General features: G+C 37.6%; 15 protein-coding genes. 3 read left to right on the plus strand and 12 right to left on the minus strand.

Annotated elements, in window-relative coordinates; genetic code table 11:
• Positions 1 to 36: 36 nt before the first annotated feature.
• From MHB70_RS14640 to MHB70_RS14675, 8 genes are all read right to left on the minus strand, one after another.
• Positions 37 to 1272, minus strand: a complete 1236-nt coding sequence (locus MHB70_RS14640; RefSeq protein WP_061530666.1) for a CapA family protein — start codon at positions 1270 to 1272, stop codon at positions 37 to 39.
• 768 nt (positions 1273 to 2040) lie between these two features.
• Positions 2041 to 3660: an amidohydrolase gene (locus tag MHB70_RS14645; protein ID WP_061530667.1), complete on the minus strand. Its 1620-nt coding sequence runs from the start codon at positions 3658 to 3660 to the stop codon at positions 2041 to 2043.
• Between the two features lie 91 nt (positions 3661 to 3751).
• On the minus strand, positions 3752 to 5107 hold the full coding sequence (locus MHB70_RS14650) for an aspartate aminotransferase family protein (protein ID WP_165406227.1): 1356 nt from the start codon (positions 5105 to 5107) through the stop codon (positions 3752 to 3754).
• Between the two features lie 30 nt (positions 5108 to 5137).
• Positions 5138 to 6598, minus strand: coding sequence for a CoA-acylating methylmalonate-semialdehyde dehydrogenase (locus MHB70_RS14655; protein ID WP_000261824.1), 1461 nt, complete (start codon positions 6596 to 6598; stop codon positions 5138 to 5140).
• Positions 6599 to 6787: 189 nt separating this feature from the next.
• Complete coding sequence (locus MHB70_RS14660; RefSeq protein ID WP_000464526.1) at positions 6788 to 7069, minus strand: cupin domain-containing protein; 282 nt, start codon at positions 7067 to 7069, stop codon at positions 6788 to 6790.
• A gap of 45 nt (positions 7070 to 7114) precedes the next feature.
• Positions 7115 to 8533, minus strand: coding sequence for an MATE family efflux transporter (locus MHB70_RS14665; protein WP_061530668.1), 1419 nt, complete (start codon positions 8531 to 8533; stop codon positions 7115 to 7117).
• A gap of 45 nt (positions 8534 to 8578) precedes the next feature.
• Complete coding sequence (locus tag MHB70_RS14670; RefSeq protein ID WP_061530669.1) at positions 8579 to 10051, minus strand: aldehyde dehydrogenase family protein; 1473 nt, start codon at positions 10049 to 10051, stop codon at positions 8579 to 8581.
• Positions 10052 to 10064: 13 nt separating this feature from the next.
• On the minus strand, positions 10065 to 11351 hold the full coding sequence (locus MHB70_RS14675; RefSeq protein WP_000413844.1) for an NAD(P)/FAD-dependent oxidoreductase: 1287 nt from the start codon (positions 11349 to 11351) through the stop codon (positions 10065 to 10067).
• A 188-nt stretch (positions 11352 to 11539) separates the two neighbouring features.
• On the opposite strand from MHB70_RS14675, the gene MHB70_RS14680 reads away from it, so the two are divergent.
• Complete coding sequence (locus tag MHB70_RS14680; RefSeq protein WP_000689568.1) at positions 11540 to 12772, plus strand: MerR family transcriptional regulator; 1233 nt, start codon at positions 11540 to 11542, stop codon at positions 12770 to 12772.
• A 436-nt stretch (positions 12773 to 13208) separates the two neighbouring features.
• On the opposite strand, the gene MHB70_RS14685 is transcribed toward MHB70_RS14680, so the two are convergent.
• From MHB70_RS14685 to phaZ, 4 genes are all read right to left on the minus strand, one after another.
• The gene (locus tag MHB70_RS14685; RefSeq protein ID WP_000166300.1) at positions 13209 to 13409 is read right to left on the minus strand and encodes an NETI motif-containing protein; all 201 of its coding nucleotides are present in this window, start codon (positions 13407 to 13409) and stop codon (positions 13209 to 13211) included.
• A complete protein-coding gene (locus tag MHB70_RS14690) occupies positions 13393 to 14589 on the minus strand; it encodes an MFS transporter (protein WP_000062789.1) in 1197 nt (398 codons plus the stop codon). The genes MHB70_RS14685 and MHB70_RS14690 overlap by 17 nt, the downstream gene beginning before the upstream one ends.
• A 112-nt stretch (positions 14590 to 14701) precedes the next feature.
• On the minus strand, positions 14702 to 14929 hold the full coding sequence (locus tag MHB70_RS14695; RefSeq protein ID WP_000554163.1) for a hypothetical protein: 228 nt from the start codon (positions 14927 to 14929) through the stop codon (positions 14702 to 14704).
• A 61-nt stretch (positions 14930 to 14990) separates the two neighbouring features.
• The gene (gene phaZ, locus MHB70_RS14700) at positions 14991 to 15893 is read right to left on the minus strand and encodes an intracellular short-chain-length polyhydroxyalkanoate depolymerase (RefSeq protein ID WP_000594846.1); all 903 of its coding nucleotides are present in this window, start codon (positions 15891 to 15893) and stop codon (positions 14991 to 14993) included.
• Between the two features lie 189 nt (positions 15894 to 16082).
• Here phaZ and MHB70_RS14705 point away from each other — a divergent pair, with 189 nt between their 5' ends.
• Complete coding sequence (locus MHB70_RS14705; RefSeq protein ID WP_000343676.1) at positions 16083 to 16499, plus strand: MarR family winged helix-turn-helix transcriptional regulator; 417 nt, start codon at positions 16083 to 16085, stop codon at positions 16497 to 16499.
• A gap of 15 nt (positions 16500 to 16514) precedes the next feature.
• Positions 16515 to 17714 (plus strand): MFS transporter, encoded by a 1200-nt coding sequence (locus MHB70_RS14710; protein WP_001190323.1) that lies wholly within the window; start codon positions 16515 to 16517, stop codon positions 17712 to 17714.
• The last annotated feature ends 7 nt before the right edge of the window (positions 17715 to 17721 follow it).

Below are 17721 nucleotides of genomic sequence, written 5' to 3' on the forward strand. Positions count from 1 at the left end.
AAATTTTTTAATTGTATCTCATTCCCTTTTTGTTTATTAGTCTTTATACCAATTTCCCAACACATCTCTAGGAATCTCCTTGAAATTCTCTAAAGAAACGGGGCCGACAAATTTTTTAATCCCATGATTTTTAGAATCTTCATCCGAATAATCTTTTAAAAATTGAATTTTAAATTGTTTCTTACCATCAGCATAGTCGGTTACTGTCGGTACGAGTGCCGCTTGTCGTATACCAAAAGTTTTATCTTCATACTTAACAAATTGTATATAAGATAATCCTCCTACCAATGTTTCTAATTTTTCTTGAGCAGAAATAAGATTTCCAAGAGAATAATAGATTAGCGTTTCATGTCCATCTTTATTTTGTTTCCACTCAATTGGTTGAATTACATGTGGATGATTTCCAATTACTACATCTACACCTAAATCTGTTAAATATTGAGCAACTTCTTTTTGTTGCTTTGAAGGTGTAGAGGTATATTCTACTCCCCAATGCACCATAACAATCACCATATCAGAGCTACTCTTTGCCTTTTCCACATCATTTTGTATCGCTTTTTTATCCATTACATTTAATGCCCAAGACTTATCAGCTGGAATTTTAATTCCATTCGTACCGTATGTATAATTTAGTAACGCAAAACGAATACCATTTTTTGTAATCGTTTTTATTTCATTACGCTCATTTTGATTCTCATTAATGCCTAATGGGATAACATCTGGATATTTCTTCCAGTATTCTCTTGTATTCGCAACACCTTTAATACCCATATCCATAGCGTGATTTGTCGCTTGCGTCACTATATTGAATCCAGTGTCCACTAAAGATTGACCTACTTCTTCAGGTGTATTGAAAGTCGGATATCCCTGTACTTTTAGATTATTTCCTGCTATTGGAGTCTCCTGGTTCACTATAGCAAGATCACTTGATTGAACAGCTTTTTTGATATTTTCATAAATATAGTGATAATCATATGAACCGTCTTTTTGTTTGCCATCTTTAATTACTGCATCATGATATAAATTATCACCCGTTGCCATTACATTCACAACCGATTTTACTTTTTTATCTTCAATAAAATTAGGAGACTGTTGAATAGAACTTTTCTCTACCCAATTTGGTGCTTTTAATGATGTATCTGTATTTGATTGAGCCGGTGGTGATGAAGCTTTAGATGACTTAACATCTGTATTATCACAAGCGGTTAAAAGTACTAAAAAAATAAGACATAATAAAAATTTATTTTTACTTCTCTGTAAATTATGTAACATGTAATCCTCTTTTCTGTTCTATTACTTATAACCAATTTTAACAAATAACTTTTTAAACAACGTATTTTGGTTTTACACTTCATTATGGAAGGACACTCTGTTACATCTGCTTCGGAATATACGGATAACCGTTTTCCACTTTCTAACAATCTATCGATTCTATTAGAATTGATAGATTGCTAAAAAAGCATTATCCACCAGGATGCCGACTAGATTCCAATCAACATCCTCCATATATTGAATTTGATATACCTGTTCCAATTGTAGTAGCTGGTTAATCTAAACAAGAGAGGAGATATAGCCTCTTCTCTTGCTTTACATTTGTGAGTGGCTCCAAAAAGAGGGAATCGTTGACGTCCCCTCTTTAGATAGTGCAAAATTTTTGTACCTATTTTCTTTAAGTCGAGCGACAATCATTATACGAATCACAATAAGTAAGACCCAAGAACTTATTTTACCAATATATTAAAAAAGTAGCAATATCACCTGCGATTCATATAAAGAAGACAATTAGGAGAAATGAAAAAGGAAGTCGTTATCTCTATCGTACAATTGATAAAGATGATGTAGCTCAAGTATTAAAAAAGTTAATCTGTACTATTAACAACAGTTAAAAGAAAAAAATAGTTATTTCCTATATCGAAAATTATGTAAATGAATACTGGTATGAAACGACTATACGATGGCACCGTTATATTTCCATAAAACTAACAAACTAAAATACCACGTAACATTACAAGAGTTACGTGGTATGTAAACGATGAAATATTAAATTTTCACTGATTGTTCTTCTTGATAAATAATTTCACCATCAATAATAGTTATTTCTACTTTTAAATCTTTAATTTGGTTTGGATTCACACTTAAAATGCTGTCATTTAATATAACTAAATCCGCCAACTTTCCGACCTCTATGCTTCCTTTTATCTCTTCTTCAAAACTCGCATAAGCGCCATTCCATGTGTATAGTTTAATAGCTTCCATTACACTTATAGATTGATTCACACCAACCTCTATTCCAGACTTCGTTTTTCTATTGACAGCAACATGAATTCCTAATAAAGGGTTATAGTCGGTAACTGGTGCATCCGAACTACCTGCTGCAATGATGCCTCGATCAATATAATCACGAGCAGCGTACATATGATTAACACGATCACCATAGTGCCGTAAATATATCTCTCCGAATTCATATGGAAATGGAGGGTTTGGAATTGGAACTATCTCAAGTTTTTTCATTCTCTCTTGTAAATCTGGTGAAGAAATTCCCGCGTGCTCGATTCGATGACGATGATTTTTTCTTGGTGATTCCTCTAACGCCCTTTCTACACAATTTAAATACATTTCAATAGCTTTATCACCTTGTGCATGCACAGTGATTTGATAACCTTTTTTGTGTGCTTCGCCTAACACTTGATAAATTTCTTCCTCATTATAATAAAGAATGCCATAATTGTTACGATCACTCGAATACGACTCACGGGTTGCAATTGTAGGTCCAGTACTACTTCCATCTGTAAACAGTTTAGCTGGTCCAACCTTGAACCTCTCATCTCCCGTACCAGTTATCACACCAGCTTCGACCATTTTATTAACAAATTCATGGGAGTTATTCATTTGACATATCATTGCATATATTCGGACACGAATATCCCTACTCTTCACAGCTCGTTGTAGTAAACGAAAACTCTCAGGTCCATCTCCACCTGCGTCATGTATACTCGTTATACCAGTTGCAACGAAATGATCTGATGCAATTTTCACAGCCTTCATCATTTCACTTTCTTTATAACTTGCAACTTCACTCATCTCCATATTTGCTACTTCAATTAACCTTCCTGTAAGCTTTCCTGCCTGATCCTTTTCAATAACTCCCCCACTCGTGTTCGGTGTGTTCTCGTTAATTTGCGCAATTTCTAATGCTTTGCTGTTCACTACGCTTATGTGGTGACAAGTACGAGTTATAATAATAGGATGGTCAACTGAAATGTCATCCAGCTCAGTAATTGTTGGATAACGCTTTTCCTTCACAGCGGTTTCATTAAAGCCCCAAGCACGTATCCATTCACCTTTTGGCGTTTCTAATGCCTTCTTTTTTAGGTCATCTAACAAAGCTTCGATAGAATCAATATGTTCAGCTTTACAACTGACAGCCAACTGATTTTGTCCATAAGAAATGAGGTGAAGATGGGAATCAATGAATCCAGGAAGAAGCGTTTTTCCTTGCAAGTCAATTACATCCGTTTTTTCTCCTATAAAACTCTTAACCTCCTCATTTGAACCAACAAATGCGATACGATTATTTTGTATTGCCACAGCTTCGACTACTGTATTCTTTTGGTCGACTGTAATAACTTCTCCATTTAACAAGACAACATCAGCTTTCATAAACTCAACCCTTTCGGAATTACCCTTTTCGAGTAATTCATTCCGTATTTACAGTTACATCTCTCAATAGGATCTTCCGCCTTTTAACAAATTAAAGTTGAGCTAAACACTCTTTTATTGTTGTAACGATAAAAGTAAAGTCTTCCTCTGTAATGCTTAATGGCGGTGCAAGTTGCAAAATATTATTGTAACCGGCAACAGTGTCACCATTTTTACCGATAATTAGACCTTTTTCTTTACAAGCATTGATGACTTTGTTCATCTTTTCAATGGAAGCCGGTTCTTTTGTTTGCTTATCTTCCACTAGTTCAATACCTAAAAGAAGACCTTTTCCGCGAACATCTCCTACGTTTGGATGTTCTTTTACATCCTCTAGTTCATATAACAGTCGTTCACCCAATTCCTTGGAACGGTCAATGAGTTTCTCATTCTCCATAATTTCTAAATTTTTCAAAGCTAAGGCGCAAGCTGCAGGGTTTCCTCCGAACGTATTCACATGGCGAAATCGATCATAATCTTCGCTGCCTACGTACGCCTCATAAATCTCTCGTTTAACTGCTGTTGCCGACAAAGGAAGATACGCACTTGTAATACCTTTTGCCATCGTAATGATATCTGGTTTGACACCGTAATTCATAAATCCAAACGGCTTCCCTGTCCGCCCAAATCCACATATTACTTCATCACAAATGAGCAACGCACCGTGCTTCTCGCAAATTTCTTTTACTTTTGCCATATATTCATCAGGAGGCATCAAAATGCCGCCCCCAGTAATAATCGGCTCCATAATTACGCCGGCTACTGTTTGACTTAACTCCCATGTCATGACACGATCGATTTCATCAGCACTTGCCAGTGTACGAACATCTTCTGGATTACGATACGTATCAGGCGGTGCTACATGCAAGAATCCTTGCCCAAGTGGTTCATATTTATACTTTCTTTGTGCTTGTCCTGTTGCCGCAAGAGCCCCCATTGAGTTACCATGATAAGCACGATAGCGTGAAATAAACTTATAGCGTCCATGATCACCTTTTTGCTGATGATATTGACGAGCAATTTTAAACGCTGTTTCATTTGCTTCCGATCCACTGTTAGAGAAGAAAATAACGTATTCATCATCAAGCCATTCATTCAATTTCTCTGCTAATTTAATAGCAGGAACATGACTTTGTGTCAGAGGAAAATATGGCATTTCTTCCAGTTGTTCAAAAGCCGCTCTTGCAAGCTCTTTACGGCCATATCCAACATTCACGCACCAAAGACCGGACATGCCGTCTAAATAACGGTTTCCATCAATATCCGTCACCCATGCTCCTTCTGCTTTTGTAATAATTAAATTCGTTGGATTAGGGGATGCTCCTTTCATTGCATGCCAAAGGTACTTTTCATCTGCTTGTTTCAAACTTTGTGTTTGCTCTGTCACTTGCACAATCACCAACTCCATTCTATCCGTTTATGATTTTCTATCACTCTATCAATAACGAGCCGTAAGCATTTTCTTGCGCGTATAAAATTCTACGCCATCTTTTCCATTTGCATGGAGATCACCATAGAAGGATTTCTTATAACCTGAGAATGGGAAGAATGCCATTGGAGCAGGAACCCCAAGATTGACCCCAAGCATACCTGCATCAATTTCTTCACGGAATTCACGAATTGCTTTCGCGCTATCGGTGTATAGGCATGCACCATTTGCGAACGGTGATGCATTAGCAACATGAATTGCTTGCGCCAAGTCTTTTACGCGTATAATAGAAAGAACCGGTGCGAAGATTTCATCTTGCCAGATTTTCATTTCCTGTGTCACATTGTCAAAAATCGTTGGACCGACAAAATAACCGTCACCGTTTGCTGCATCATCTTCACGTCCGTCACGAATAAGTGTCGCTCCCTGCTCTATACCAGATTGAATGTATCCGTGTGTACGCTCTTTATGGCCGTCACGAATAACGGGACCAAGAAAAACATCTTCTTCCAGACCATTACCAATCGTAATTGCATTCGCCTCTTGAAGCAGTCTATTAACGAGCTCATCTGCAACGTCTTCTTCCACGACAACAACAGCCGCCGCCATGCATCTTTCACCCGCTGAACCGAAGGCAGCACTTGTAATTTCTTTCACTGCAAAACTAAGGTCCGCATCTTTTAATACGATCGAATGATTTTTTGCACCTGCAAGAGCTTGTACACGTTTGCCGTTTGCTGCTGCTGTTTTATATATATACTCAGCGACAGGTTGAGAACCAACGAAAGATACAGCCTTCACATCCTCATTGTCAAGAATGCCATTCACGACGTCATGTGCACCATGTACAACATTTAGTACTCCATCTGGAAGACCTGCTTCTGTAAACAGTTCAGCTATGCGATTCGCCAGCAACGGTGTTCTTTCAGATGGTTTTAATACAAACGTATTTCCGCATGCAATCGCGAGTGGGAACATCCAGCATGGCACCATCATCGGAAAGTTAAATGGCGTTATTCCTGCGATTACTCCGATTGGATAACGATACATCCCTGATTCAACACCAGTAGCAATATCAGGAAGTTGCTCTCCCATCATTAAAGTAGGTGCACCTGCTGCAAATTCAACACATTCAATCCCTCGCTGTACTTCACCGTAAGCTTCTTTATAACTTTTTCCATTTTCCAAGGTAACGAGTTTCGCTAACTCCTCCCAGTTTTCAATCAAAAGCTGTTGGTAGCGAAATAGAATCCGAGCACGCCGAGGTACAGCAACCTTTTTCCATGTTTGGAATGCTTCTTTCGCAGTTGCTACAGCTCTATCCAAATCTTCTTTAGTCGAAAGCGGCACACGAGCAATAGTCTCTCCTGTTGCTGGATTTGGTACATCTTCTACTTGTTTACTTTTAGATTCTATCCATTGTCCACCAATATAATTTTTTAACGTTTGTACATTTTTGGTTACTACCATGGTGAAACCTCCTAATTTTAAGATAGCCGTCCTATGTATGTATTGCATTCACAAAAAAAGAAAGCGCATTCATTAGACGGTATATAAACTTATTTATATACATTTCTCTAACATTACTAATCTTACTCTTATCGATTGCATATGCAGGAGCAGTCATCTGCTTAGCATTTGTCCACTCTCCAGTTCACATTATTTCAGATTAATCTCATGGTTCATCTTATAATTCTTTTTCAAAAATACTGGGCAATCCCATTCACAAACAAGGTCCTTATCCAAGGAAACAACCCAGCCCTTTGTAACATGATACTTTTTTCCATCAACAGTAATAAACACTTCACCGTCTGTCACATAGAAAACTTCCTGTTCTTCTACATGCCACGTTCCTTTATTTGGTTCACCTACCCATGGTTCCCATGTGTTGGCACCTAGTTGCTCTGCTTCTTCTGCTGTAATTTTTTTCGCAAAAAACATGATGATACCCCTCTCTCTTATTAGTAATTTTGACGGAATACGTTCCTATACATCTACTGTTTTAACATTGGTAACCTTTAAACGTTTGAACTCTTTTCTCATAAAGTATATGGCAATGAGAACGCCTGGAATTTCGGCAGCAGGAGCAGCGTACCATACACCTTCTACACCCCAGAACTTCGGAAAAACAAATAGAAACGGTATCATGAACAACAATATTTTGCTAACACTAATAAACGTTGCGGACCAGTTTCTCTCCTGTGATTCAAAATAACCAGAGACAAGCAAGCTAACTGCACTAAGTGTAAACAAACAATTGAATACAACCGTCGTCCAAATGCCCAGTTTTTGCAATTCAGGATTACCACCGGAAAAAAATGACACAATTGGATCTGCAAAAATGATTAATATAGCTGTCACAATTACAAAGAAGGAAACTGTAAAAATGAGTCCCATCTTAATTGCTTGTTTCACACGATCAAGGTTGCCTGCACCATAATTATAACTAATAATCGGTTGAAGCCCTGTCATTCCACCGAGCGCCGCTAAAGCGAGAAGATTTGTAATGTAACCATTTTGAATCGTGAAAGCTGCAACGTGCAGACCACCTCCGTAGCTTTGCAGTAAATTGTTGGTGAAAATAATTGCTATAAACATCATGAACTGACTAGAGAAAGATGCAAACCCCGTCCAAACTACTTCACCAATCTTCTTAAGATCAATCATCACATCTTTCATTTTTGGCTTCAGTTTTGTTTTACCAAACCAGAAATAAAAGATTAAGAGAACAGGAATCGATTGCGAAATCGTATTAGCCCATGAAGAACCCATCATCCCCATGTCATACTTCACTACCATAATCCATTCCATAACTCCAGCAACAACTGCTGCGACTAACCAACTGTTCATTGACAATATAGGTTTTTCATCGATATTAGCTAAAATACTTAATACAACGGCCAATATCGTTAATGGCAACGAAATCCATAGTAGTCGGCTATATTGCACCGCATACGGAAGTGCTTCATCACTTGCTCCAAATAGAATCATAATATCAGTTTCAAAGACCAATCCAAGTACAGCTATCAAAGTGGAAAGGAAAAGAGTAAACCATAAAGTTTGTCCCATAATACTTCTAGCTTCTTCTATCTTCCCTTTCCCCATTCGAAGTGAAATGACCGCTCCGACTCCTATCCCCAAAAGAACCCCAATCATACGGGTAATAACCATGACCGTAAATCCAATTCCGATTCCTTCGATTTCTAGCTCCTGAAAGCCACTGACGAAATAGCCATCAATAACCGATACAACTCCTAGAATTACATTAGCCATAATTCCTGCCAAAGCAAACCGTAAATATAGTAACGGAATACTTTTGGTTCCGAGCACTGAATCATCCACCGACTTATTCATTCCTTCTGGCTTCTCTATGTTCGATGACGGACGGTTGTCCACTATTTTCATGAGCATATCCCCTTACAAATAATTTATATAGCAAGTTAAGCTCAATTAATTCACATACCAACCTACAGGCTTGGCATGCTGGTGGATATTGATTTGCTTCGTTTCCATAAAGTGCTCCAGCCCGGCAACACCTAAAGCCCTACCGATTCCACTTTGCTTATACCCGCCCCAAGGACCTTCAACATAAGCAAGATGATAACTATTAATCCAAGTAATTCCCGCACGCAATTTACTAATGACACGTTTTGCTCGGTCCATATCTTCAGTAAATACAGCACCGGCTAATCCATAAATGGAATCATTCGCTTTTTGGATCGCATCTTCCTCATCTTTAAATTTCTGTACAATAAGGACTGGTCCAAAAATCTCTTCCTTAACAATACGCATATCTGCATTTACATCAGCAAAGATTGTTGGTGCGATAAAAAAACCTCGATCAAGCCCATTTTCTGTTAAACGTTTACCACCACAAACTAATTTTGCACCTTCTTCCATTCCACTCTTTATATAATGTAAAACGTCATTCATATGAGACTCGGTTGTGAGAGCTCCCATTTCAATATTCTCGCTTTCTCCGTTTCCAACTACAATTTTGTTCGCACGTTCGGCCAATCTTTCAACAAACTTATCGTAAATGGTCTCTTGTACAAGTAAACGGGATGCAGCTGAACAAACTTGCCCAGCGTTGTGGAAAATACCAAACATCGCATTATCGACAGCAGTTTCAAAATCCACATCGTCGAACACAATAAGTGGAGATTTCCCCCCTAGTTCCAGTGTAATTTTTTTCATATTGCCCGCGGCTGCTCGCATAATACTTTGACCTGTTTTTGTTCCACCTGTAAAGGCAATTTTGTCAACATCATGGCTCTCTGCAAGCTCATTCCCAACCTTTGAACCAGGTCCCAACACTAAGTTTGCCACTCCGTCTGGAAGCCCAATCTCTTCGATAATTTCAAATAACTTGAATACGCTTACAGGAGTGACGTCAGCAGGTTTAATTACAATTGTATTCCCTGCGGCAAGTGCAGGAGCAATTTGCCAAACAGCTAGCATAAGCGGGAAGTTCCAAGGTACAATCAGTCCACAAACACCAATCGGTTCATGAATAACAATCGTTTCTGAAGAATCATCACGATTGTAAGATTCCTTTTTTATACCTTTAATCAAGTCAGCATAATAGCGGAAGCATTGAACCGATACTGGAATATCTACATAGGTTGTTGCACGAATAACCTTACCGTTATTTGTAGTTTCCAAACGGGCAATTTCAGCTGTCTTCTCTTCAAGACGATCTGCAATCTTATATAGATAATCAGCTCTTTCATCAGCCGATAAATCTGACCAAATTCCGCTGTCAAACGCTTTACGAGCCGCCTTTATTGCTAGTTTCGCATCATCTGCTGATCCATGAGCGGACGTTGCAATAACCTCTTCAGTTGCAGGATTGATAATATTTCGTCTAGCACCCGATAATGCTTCTACCCATTTTCCGTCAATGAACATGTTTATTTCCATAAACACCTCTCCTTTACGCAATAATATCTACCAACTTGAAACCAATATGTGCTATATTGACCAGCATCGTTTTCTGATTATAGAATGGAAATGATTTGAGACGTTCCTTTTCAAATCGATATCCACCTGCATTCCCCGTAACGATCCATTGTGCCAATAACTTACCAAACAATGTTGAGAGAGACGCGCCGTGGCCTGTATAACCAGTTGCAAAATATGCACCTTCTTTAGATTTACCGATAACCGGGAACGTATCAATTGTCACACCGATAAATCCACCCCACCTGTAATCTATCTTGCTTCCTTCTAGTTTTGGCATTATTTTAACCATAGCATCGTACACACTTTGATAAACGGCATCACCTAAGTTCGGACGAATATCACCACCGCCAAATACGATTCGATTATCTGGTGTACGCCTGAAATAGTAAAGGAAACTACTCGTATCAAAAACCATGCGATCTTTAGGAATAACGCTATTCAAAAGTGTTTCTGAAAGCTGTTCAGTAGCAATAATGCGTGCCGAAATTGGCAGTACGCCTTTATTCAGTTCAGCCATGATTTTTCCAGAGTAACCATCTGTAGCAACAATAATGTCTTTCGCTGTAACAGTACCTTTTTCTGTAACAACTTTCACACTATTTCGGCCGTACTCAATAGATAATGCTTTCGAATGCTCAAAGATTTTTGCACCAATTGATTTCGCTGCTTCTCCCAAACCAATTGCATAGTTCAGTGGTTGGAATGAGTAACTTGAGTTGTCGACTAAGCAACCATAATATTGAGGGGAATCAATTTCTTGATGCAACTGACTTCGATTAAGCACGCTACATTCATATCCAAAATTTTTGTTTAAGTACTCACTTTCATGTTTCAATCCTTCAAAATGTTTGGCTTTGTAAGCTGCCACAATGTGACCTGTCTTTCTAAAATTACAGTTGATTTGATGCTCGTCGATAATGTTTTTAACTAATTCAACACTAAGCAGAGAAAGATCGTTAAGCTGTCTCGCCTCTTCGGCACCATACTTTTTAGCAAGCTCCTGCATCGTTGACTTATAGCCCGGCAATACCATCCCGCCGTTGCGACCGCTTGCGCCATATCCGATTGTTTCCTGCTCAAGGACAATGACACTCTTTCCTAATTTTTGCAAATGATATGCAGAAGAAAGACCTGTGAAACCTGCGCCAATAATGACAACATCCGCCTCTTCATTTCCTTCAAGAGGTTTTCCTTTGTCATAGCTGTTTGCAGTCGCTGTCCACAGAGAGAGCGTATCCATTCGATCCATCTTTTCCATAGCTAATCCTTCTCCTTTCGTGACATGTATGTTACAATACAGTCAAAAATATTCGAAATATTCACTCTTATTGAATTAATAATATGATTTGGAGTTTCCTCCAAGTCAATAGTCATTTAAGAGTTTTTTGAATTCATTTTGCGAAAAAAGTGGAGTAACTCCACTTTTTTCATCGGAGGGACACATCTATGAAAATTGGTGCATTTGCAAAACTTTTTCATGTTACGACTGATACCGTTCGTTATTACATTGAACTTGGATTATTAATACCAGACAAAAAAAACACCCAGTATCAAATGAACCAATTGTGTTTCGACGACATGGCTTTTATTACCGAGTTGAAAAAATTTCATTTTTCATTGTTAGAAATCCAACGAATTTTATCGTATCGGCGTGTTACAAGCTTCTCGGACCATGAGGATATCGACTACTACAACAACTTGCTCACTGATAAAAAGAACGAACTGATCCAAAAAAAAGAAGACATATCAAAAGCTATCCAATTGATTGAAAAGGCGGTTCAAACCAGTTCGCCTTCATCCAAAGAAGAGAATATTACAGGAATCCCGCTTGACTTTGTAAATCTGCTCTATTGTCCGAAATGCCAAATTCCCCTTGAAATGAAAGATGTAACGATTAAAAAAGTTTACATTCACACGGGAAGTTTAACTTGTACCTGTGGATACGAAGCAGCTATCGAGGAAGGTATTATCATTACCGCGAACTTGTATGAGACGTCTCCTTATCCATCTTATTTTTACGATAAAGAAACGATTAAAGAGATTAATCCCAAAATGATTAACTTATTTGAAAAAATTAATTTTCAATTTCAAAAAGTTCTACAAAATATAGATTTGAAAAACAAATTAATTGTGGAAACAAACGTTGACGCTTTCGTGTCACTACCTAAATATATCGATGTTCTTGAAACGAGCGCATCCTATGTATTCAGTGGCTATTCACTTGAGATGCTCAAGAAGGTTCGAAACAGAATTGAGCGTATGAATCCGAAGCCACGCGTCCTTTATATTTTGAATTCCGATTTAAATTTGCCATTGAAACCGCTTAGCATCGATGTTTTTGTAGATAGTTTTTCAGTAACTGATTTTTCATTGCTCAATCCGCAATTCCCCATTCACGTTCTAAAAAACTATTTACATAACAGTTCAACAATTGTCGGCGGATACTCGTATTATGATAGCTCGGCCAAATCCTTGAAAAACATTTCAGGCTTATATCCAAATTCCAACGAGCATATTTTGTATCCCAAATACTTAGAAGAAAATTTATCAGTCAATGGATTTCAAATTACGCAAAGTGAAAATATCGGTTACTGTACAGATCCAGGACCTTATTTCGATTATCATGTAATAGACGAAAAATTCCACATGCTCATGTATTTGGCTAGTACGAACAAATAGCATACAAAAAGTATTTGTCCGAAAAATATGCTATTTCACAAATGAGTAGCACCTTTGTAGCTAAAATGGTAGTGCGGGTATCAGCACCCGCACTACCATTTTCGATTTGCCAATTTCATTCTACAACGTTTACATATCAATCTTATTTAAATGAATTATAGTCACGGCTCTATAGTTCCTGTCCCAACTCCAAAACTCTATACGTTTAGCATTCTTCGGACTACTATTAGATTTTTTTATTTAGTGAAGGTCTCACAGTACTACCTTTACTAACGAAGACAGCGCAACTCATTTTTATTCGTTCTTCCCAGAAAATATCTCTTCATTCTATCCCCCTCCTAAAATCCCTTTTCCTCCATTGACCAGTCGTAAAAAAAGCCATCCAACTCGAACGAATTGGATGGCCTTATACTAGAAAGAAAATGTTCTATTTGTATTACTTCAATTTTCCCTCAAAAACAATTTTTCTACCACACGGTTCAACTACTGTTTTTCCGTCTTTCTTCACTTCATGAAAGATTGGCTCTTCCATACGACGAGACGGGGCGTATCCTTCTTGTTCCATGCGAGCTAAGCAGTCTGTAATTGCTTCGTTTTCGAGTACTTCAAATTTCTTTTTATTAGGTTGTTTTGTCATGCCCTAACCTACTTTCTATTTTTCTTGATGCGAATTGATTCTTCATGTAGATCATATATACCATTGCGAGAATCCCTATTATAATCATAACCGCAATAAAAAAGCTTGTATACTGTATTTTTTCTATAAATACGCCTCCTAATACAGGCCCCATAATACTTCCTAAACTAAAGGCGATTCCAGATAATATATTACCTGCTGGTAGTAAGTGTCTCGGTAATAAATCTGTCATAAATCCAAGTCCTAAAGAGAAGCAAGATCCAATGACCATACCAGCTAACAGCATGCAGGCAAAGACTATCCAGTAATATTGATCAAATACGGCCGCAAGTAGAAAAATGCTCGTACCTATGCTGAACGTCCACGTTAATATACGGTCCCTTCCGTATTTATCACTTAATATACCGAGAGGAATTTGTGTAATAATGCCCCCAACTGCAAACGCTGGCAATAAGAAGGAAACTTCCGATACAGACCACCCTTTACGAAGTGCGTATACTGGTAAGTTACTATTTAACATTGCTTCAAGCACACCGTATGCAAGTGGTCCCAGTAATGCAATCCACCCTAATCCAACAACTTGTTTATAACGAGAAAATGATGATCCACTCTTCACTTCTCTTTCATCTTGTGCTGGGAATGCATTTTTCGTTGGGAGTAGTAAAAGCCAACCTATTAAACAAAGTATAGTAGATATGATAAATGGTGTTGCAAGACCGTACTGAACAGTGCTTGCTAAATACGGACCGACGGCAAAACCAATTCCGAAGAATACACCGTATATCGATACTTGTCTACCTATTTTACTCGGATCCGATGTTGTCGTAATCCACGTTTGCGTTCCAACATGAAGCATATGATCGCCGACTCCAACTAGAAATCTAAGGATAAACCATACCCAAAATGAAAATGTTTGTGTAAAAAAGAATAATGAAATAATGACGAGAAACCCACCAATGACGATAATTGGCTTCATTCCAAACTTTTGCATCGGTTTTTCAAGAAACGGTGAAATAACTAATATCCCAATGTATAATGCCGTCGCATGAATACCATTAATACTTGAACTAACCCCTTCTTGTTCAAAAATCATTGCAATGGCAGGTAAGAGCATCCCCTGTGATAAACCTGAGATTGCCACAATCCCAACCATAATCCAAAAAGTAAAACGCATCGACATCCTGTTCCCTCTCCTTCTCACGCTTTCCACTTTTCATTATAAACGGTTTCTTCAAATGCGTGTACGAATATTAACAATAAAAAGAAGCTAAAAGAATGAGCCTTTTAGCTTCTTATCCTTCCCAAACTTGTGCTTTCACATTGTAATGAAAATGTTTAAAATATGGATTTTCATAAAATGAAGGGCCATATAAGTACGGATGTGAATGAGCGATTGGTGGCTGCTGTATTTGTAAAGGAACTACAGCTGGTGAAACTTGCAAATACATCGGGCTTATCATTATTTTTGCATATAAGTGATGATTATATGGCGAATGCGCAATTAAAAACGGTTGATGCACTAGTAATCTCCCCTTTTACCTACAAATGTTATAGTATATGCAATACTTTTGCTTTCGGGGACTATTTCTGTTCTAACCAATTCTCTACATGATTTATAAATACATCTAAACAATCAATAAACGGTGAGTGCCCGCAATCTTCTAACACCTGCAACTTTGCATTTGGCAAATGTTTTGCTAATTCCTCACCGACTACTTGCGGTACGACGTAATCCCTGTCACCTTGTATGACGAGTGTAGGAGTTTTAATACGATGAATTTGTTTATTTCCCTCTACCACACCATTATGTTCATCCGAAATATTAAATGTGATGAGCGCATAATTCACATCTACGAAATTACGCTGCGTTAACATATCATCTAAATACTTCTCATAACGATCCGGTTCCGGTTGATTGTGTGTATATATTAATAGATTCCACACTGTACGATAATATAATTTATTCATATTTTTTATCGCATCTAGTACTGGAGCAATTTGTACGGGATCTTGCGCGATTTCTTCTTTCGTCTTTACTAAACTTGATACGATCGGTTCCCCGTTAATATCTTTTTTAAAGATTGGATAGCCTTTCATCCCTACTGATTCTACTAAAATTAACTTTTCTACAAAAGTTGGGTGATTCGCTGTAAATTGCATCGCAACACCACCGCCCATTGACCATCCCATTAACGAAAACTTCTCTAGCTTTAATTGATCAATAAATAATTTTACATCTTCTGCGAAGTCTTGTAATGAATCTATCGACTTATTATACGTCGATTGTCCAAATCCTCTTAAATCAAGAGCGTAAATATGGTATTGATTTTGCAGCTTTTCGATAACTAAATCAAAGTGTTGTGACGATGTCATGTTCCCGTGAATGAGTACGAGAGTTTCTGTATTTCGCCTTCCAACTTCCTGATACGCAATCGTTTCTCCATTCGATAGTGCAACAAACTCCATTGTTGCAGGCTTAATCATCACAAGTTCCCCCATTCTTTTTAATAGAAAGAAAATTCTTTATATAATTAAAGAATAACATACAGAATATATGTTCTCAACATAAAACCTATGCGAAATTTTTACATAAAACAACATGCCTATTACTAGACAACTATAATAAAAAAAGATATAGTTAGCTAGGTAACTAATTTGAAAGGATCAAAATATATGGACGAAAAACAACATTTTTTTCACATCGTCAGCCAGACTTCTCGAAAGTTTACGAAGAAATTTAATGAACGCGTATCTCCAACTGGGTTATTTAGTGCGCAGTGGGCTGTTATTTTTCGTATTAATCAAACCGGTTCTTGTACACAAACAGAATTATGCCAGTATTTAAATGTTGAATCACCAACAATGACTCGTACGTTGACACGTATGGAAACGATGGGCTGGATTATTCGTACAGAAGGAAAAGATCGCCGTGAGAAGCTTATTTCTTTATCCGAAACAGCTATAAAAATGATTCCAGTATGGCAAGAAGAAGTGGATACTTTCGAAGAAAAGACGCTAGATGGTATTAACGAAGATGACTTACATCAAGCATTTCAAGTGTTACAACAAATTATTAAAAACTTAGATTAAATTGGAGGGATGACGATGCAAAGTGAAAAACTTTGGACGAAGGATTTCCTCGGAACTTGTTTTAGTAGTCTATTTCTCTTTTTAACATTCTATATGCTTATGACTACTTTACCTGTCTATGTAATAGACGGCCTAAAAGGAAAACCTGAGGAAATTGGTTTAGTTGCAACTGTTTTTCTTATTTCTTCTGTTTTATGTAGACCATTTACAGGAAAATGGCTCGATGACTTAGGAAGAAAGAAAATATTATTTATTTCACTTTCACTATTTTTAGCCGCTACTGTTATGTATTTCGGTGCGCAAAGTTTATTTTTATTACTTGCCCTTCGCTTCTTACATGGTATTGGCTTTGGGATGGCGACGACAGCAACTGGTACGATTGTAACTGATGTTGCGCCAGCTCATAGACGAGGCGAAGCACTTGCTTATTTCGGCGTATTTATGAGTCTACCGATGGTAATTGGTCCTTTTTTAGGTTTAACAATTATTTCTCATTTTTCGTTTACTGTACTATTTATCGTTTGTTCCGTATTTTCATTACTTGCATTTTTATTAGGATTACTTGTAAATATTCCACATGAAGCACCAGTGAAAAAACAAAAACGAGAAAAAATGAAGTGGAAAGATTTAATTGAACCATCTTCTATTCCAATCGCTCTGACAGGATTTGTTTTAGCCTTTTCTTATAGTGGTATTTTATCCTTTATTCCTATATATGCGAAAGAGCTCGGTTTAGCCGATATTGCAAGTTATTTCTTCATTGTATACGCACTTGTTGTTGTAATTTCTCGTCCATTTACAGGAAAGATTTTTGACCGCTACGGCGAAAACGTACTTGTTTATCCAGCTATTATTATTTTCACAATTGGGATGTTCGCATTAAGTCAAGCACAAACTCCATTTTGGTTCCTAAGCGCAGGTGTATTAATCGGTTTAGGTTATGGAACATTAATTCCAAGTTTCCAAACGATTGCAATTTCTGCGGCGCCAAATCACCGACGTGGTTCTGCGACAGCTACGTACTTCTCATTCTTTGATAGTGGTATTGGCTTTGGTTCTTTCATTTTAGGTATCGTCGCGGCGAAATCAAGTTATCATAATATGTATTTTATCGCAGCTATTATCGTTGCGTTCACTTTACTTCTATATTATGGATTACACGGTCGAAAACAAAAATTCAAGAAACAACGTACAGACGGACAAATTTCCGCTTAACGTTAAT

This window comes from Bacillus sp. FSL M7-1020, from assembly GCF_038050415.1.
GTDB lineage: Bacteria > Bacillota > Bacilli > Bacillales > Bacillaceae_G > Bacillus_A > Bacillus_A toyonensis.

Excerpts from the sequence above, each read along its gene's own strand:
- MHB70_RS14640 (WP_061530666.1), bottom strand. The coding sequence starts at position 1,272 with ATGTTACATAATTTACAGAGAAGTAAAAATAAATTTTTATTATGTCTT.
- MHB70_RS14645 (WP_061530667.1), bottom strand. The coding sequence starts at position 3,660 with ATGAAAGCTGATGTTGTCTTGTTAAATGGAGAAGTTATTACAGTCGAC.
- MHB70_RS14650 (WP_165406227.1), bottom strand. The coding sequence starts at position 5,107 with ATGGAGTTGGTGATTGTGCAAGTGACAGAGCAAACACAAAGTTTGAAA.
- MHB70_RS14655 (WP_000261824.1), bottom strand. The coding sequence starts at position 6,598 with ATGGTAGTAACCAAAAATGTACAAACGTTAAAAAATTATATTGGTGGA.
- MHB70_RS14660 (WP_000464526.1), bottom strand. The coding sequence starts at position 7,069 with ATGTTTTTTGCGAAAAAAATTACAGCAGAAGAAGCAGAGCAACTAGGT.
- MHB70_RS14665 (WP_061530668.1), bottom strand. The coding sequence starts at position 8,533 with ATGAAAATAGTGGACAACCGTCCGTCATCGAACATAGAGAAGCCAGAA.
- MHB70_RS14670 (WP_061530669.1), bottom strand. The coding sequence starts at position 10,051 with ATGGAAATAAACATGTTCATTGACGGAAAATGGGTAGAAGCATTATCG.
- MHB70_RS14675 (WP_000413844.1), bottom strand. The coding sequence starts at position 11,351 with ATGGAAAAGATGGATCGAATGGATACGCTCTCTCTGTGGACAGCGACT.
- MHB70_RS14680 (WP_000689568.1), top strand. The coding sequence starts at position 11,540 with ATGAAAATTGGTGCATTTGCAAAACTTTTTCATGTTACGACTGATACC.
- MHB70_RS14685 (WP_000166300.1), bottom strand. The coding sequence starts at position 13,409 with ATGACAAAACAACCTAATAAAAAGAAATTTGAAGTACTCGAAAACGAA.
- MHB70_RS14690 (WP_000062789.1), bottom strand. The coding sequence starts at position 14,589 with ATGTCGATGCGTTTTACTTTTTGGATTATGGTTGGGATTGTGGCAATC.
- phaZ (WP_000594846.1), bottom strand. The coding sequence starts at position 15,893 with ATGATTAAGCCTGCAACAATGGAGTTTGTTGCACTATCGAATGGAGAA.
- MHB70_RS14705 (WP_000343676.1), top strand. The coding sequence starts at position 16,083 with ATGGACGAAAAACAACATTTTTTTCACATCGTCAGCCAGACTTCTCGA.
- MHB70_RS14710 (WP_001190323.1), top strand. The coding sequence starts at position 16,515 with ATGCAAAGTGAAAAACTTTGGACGAAGGATTTCCTCGGAACTTGTTTT.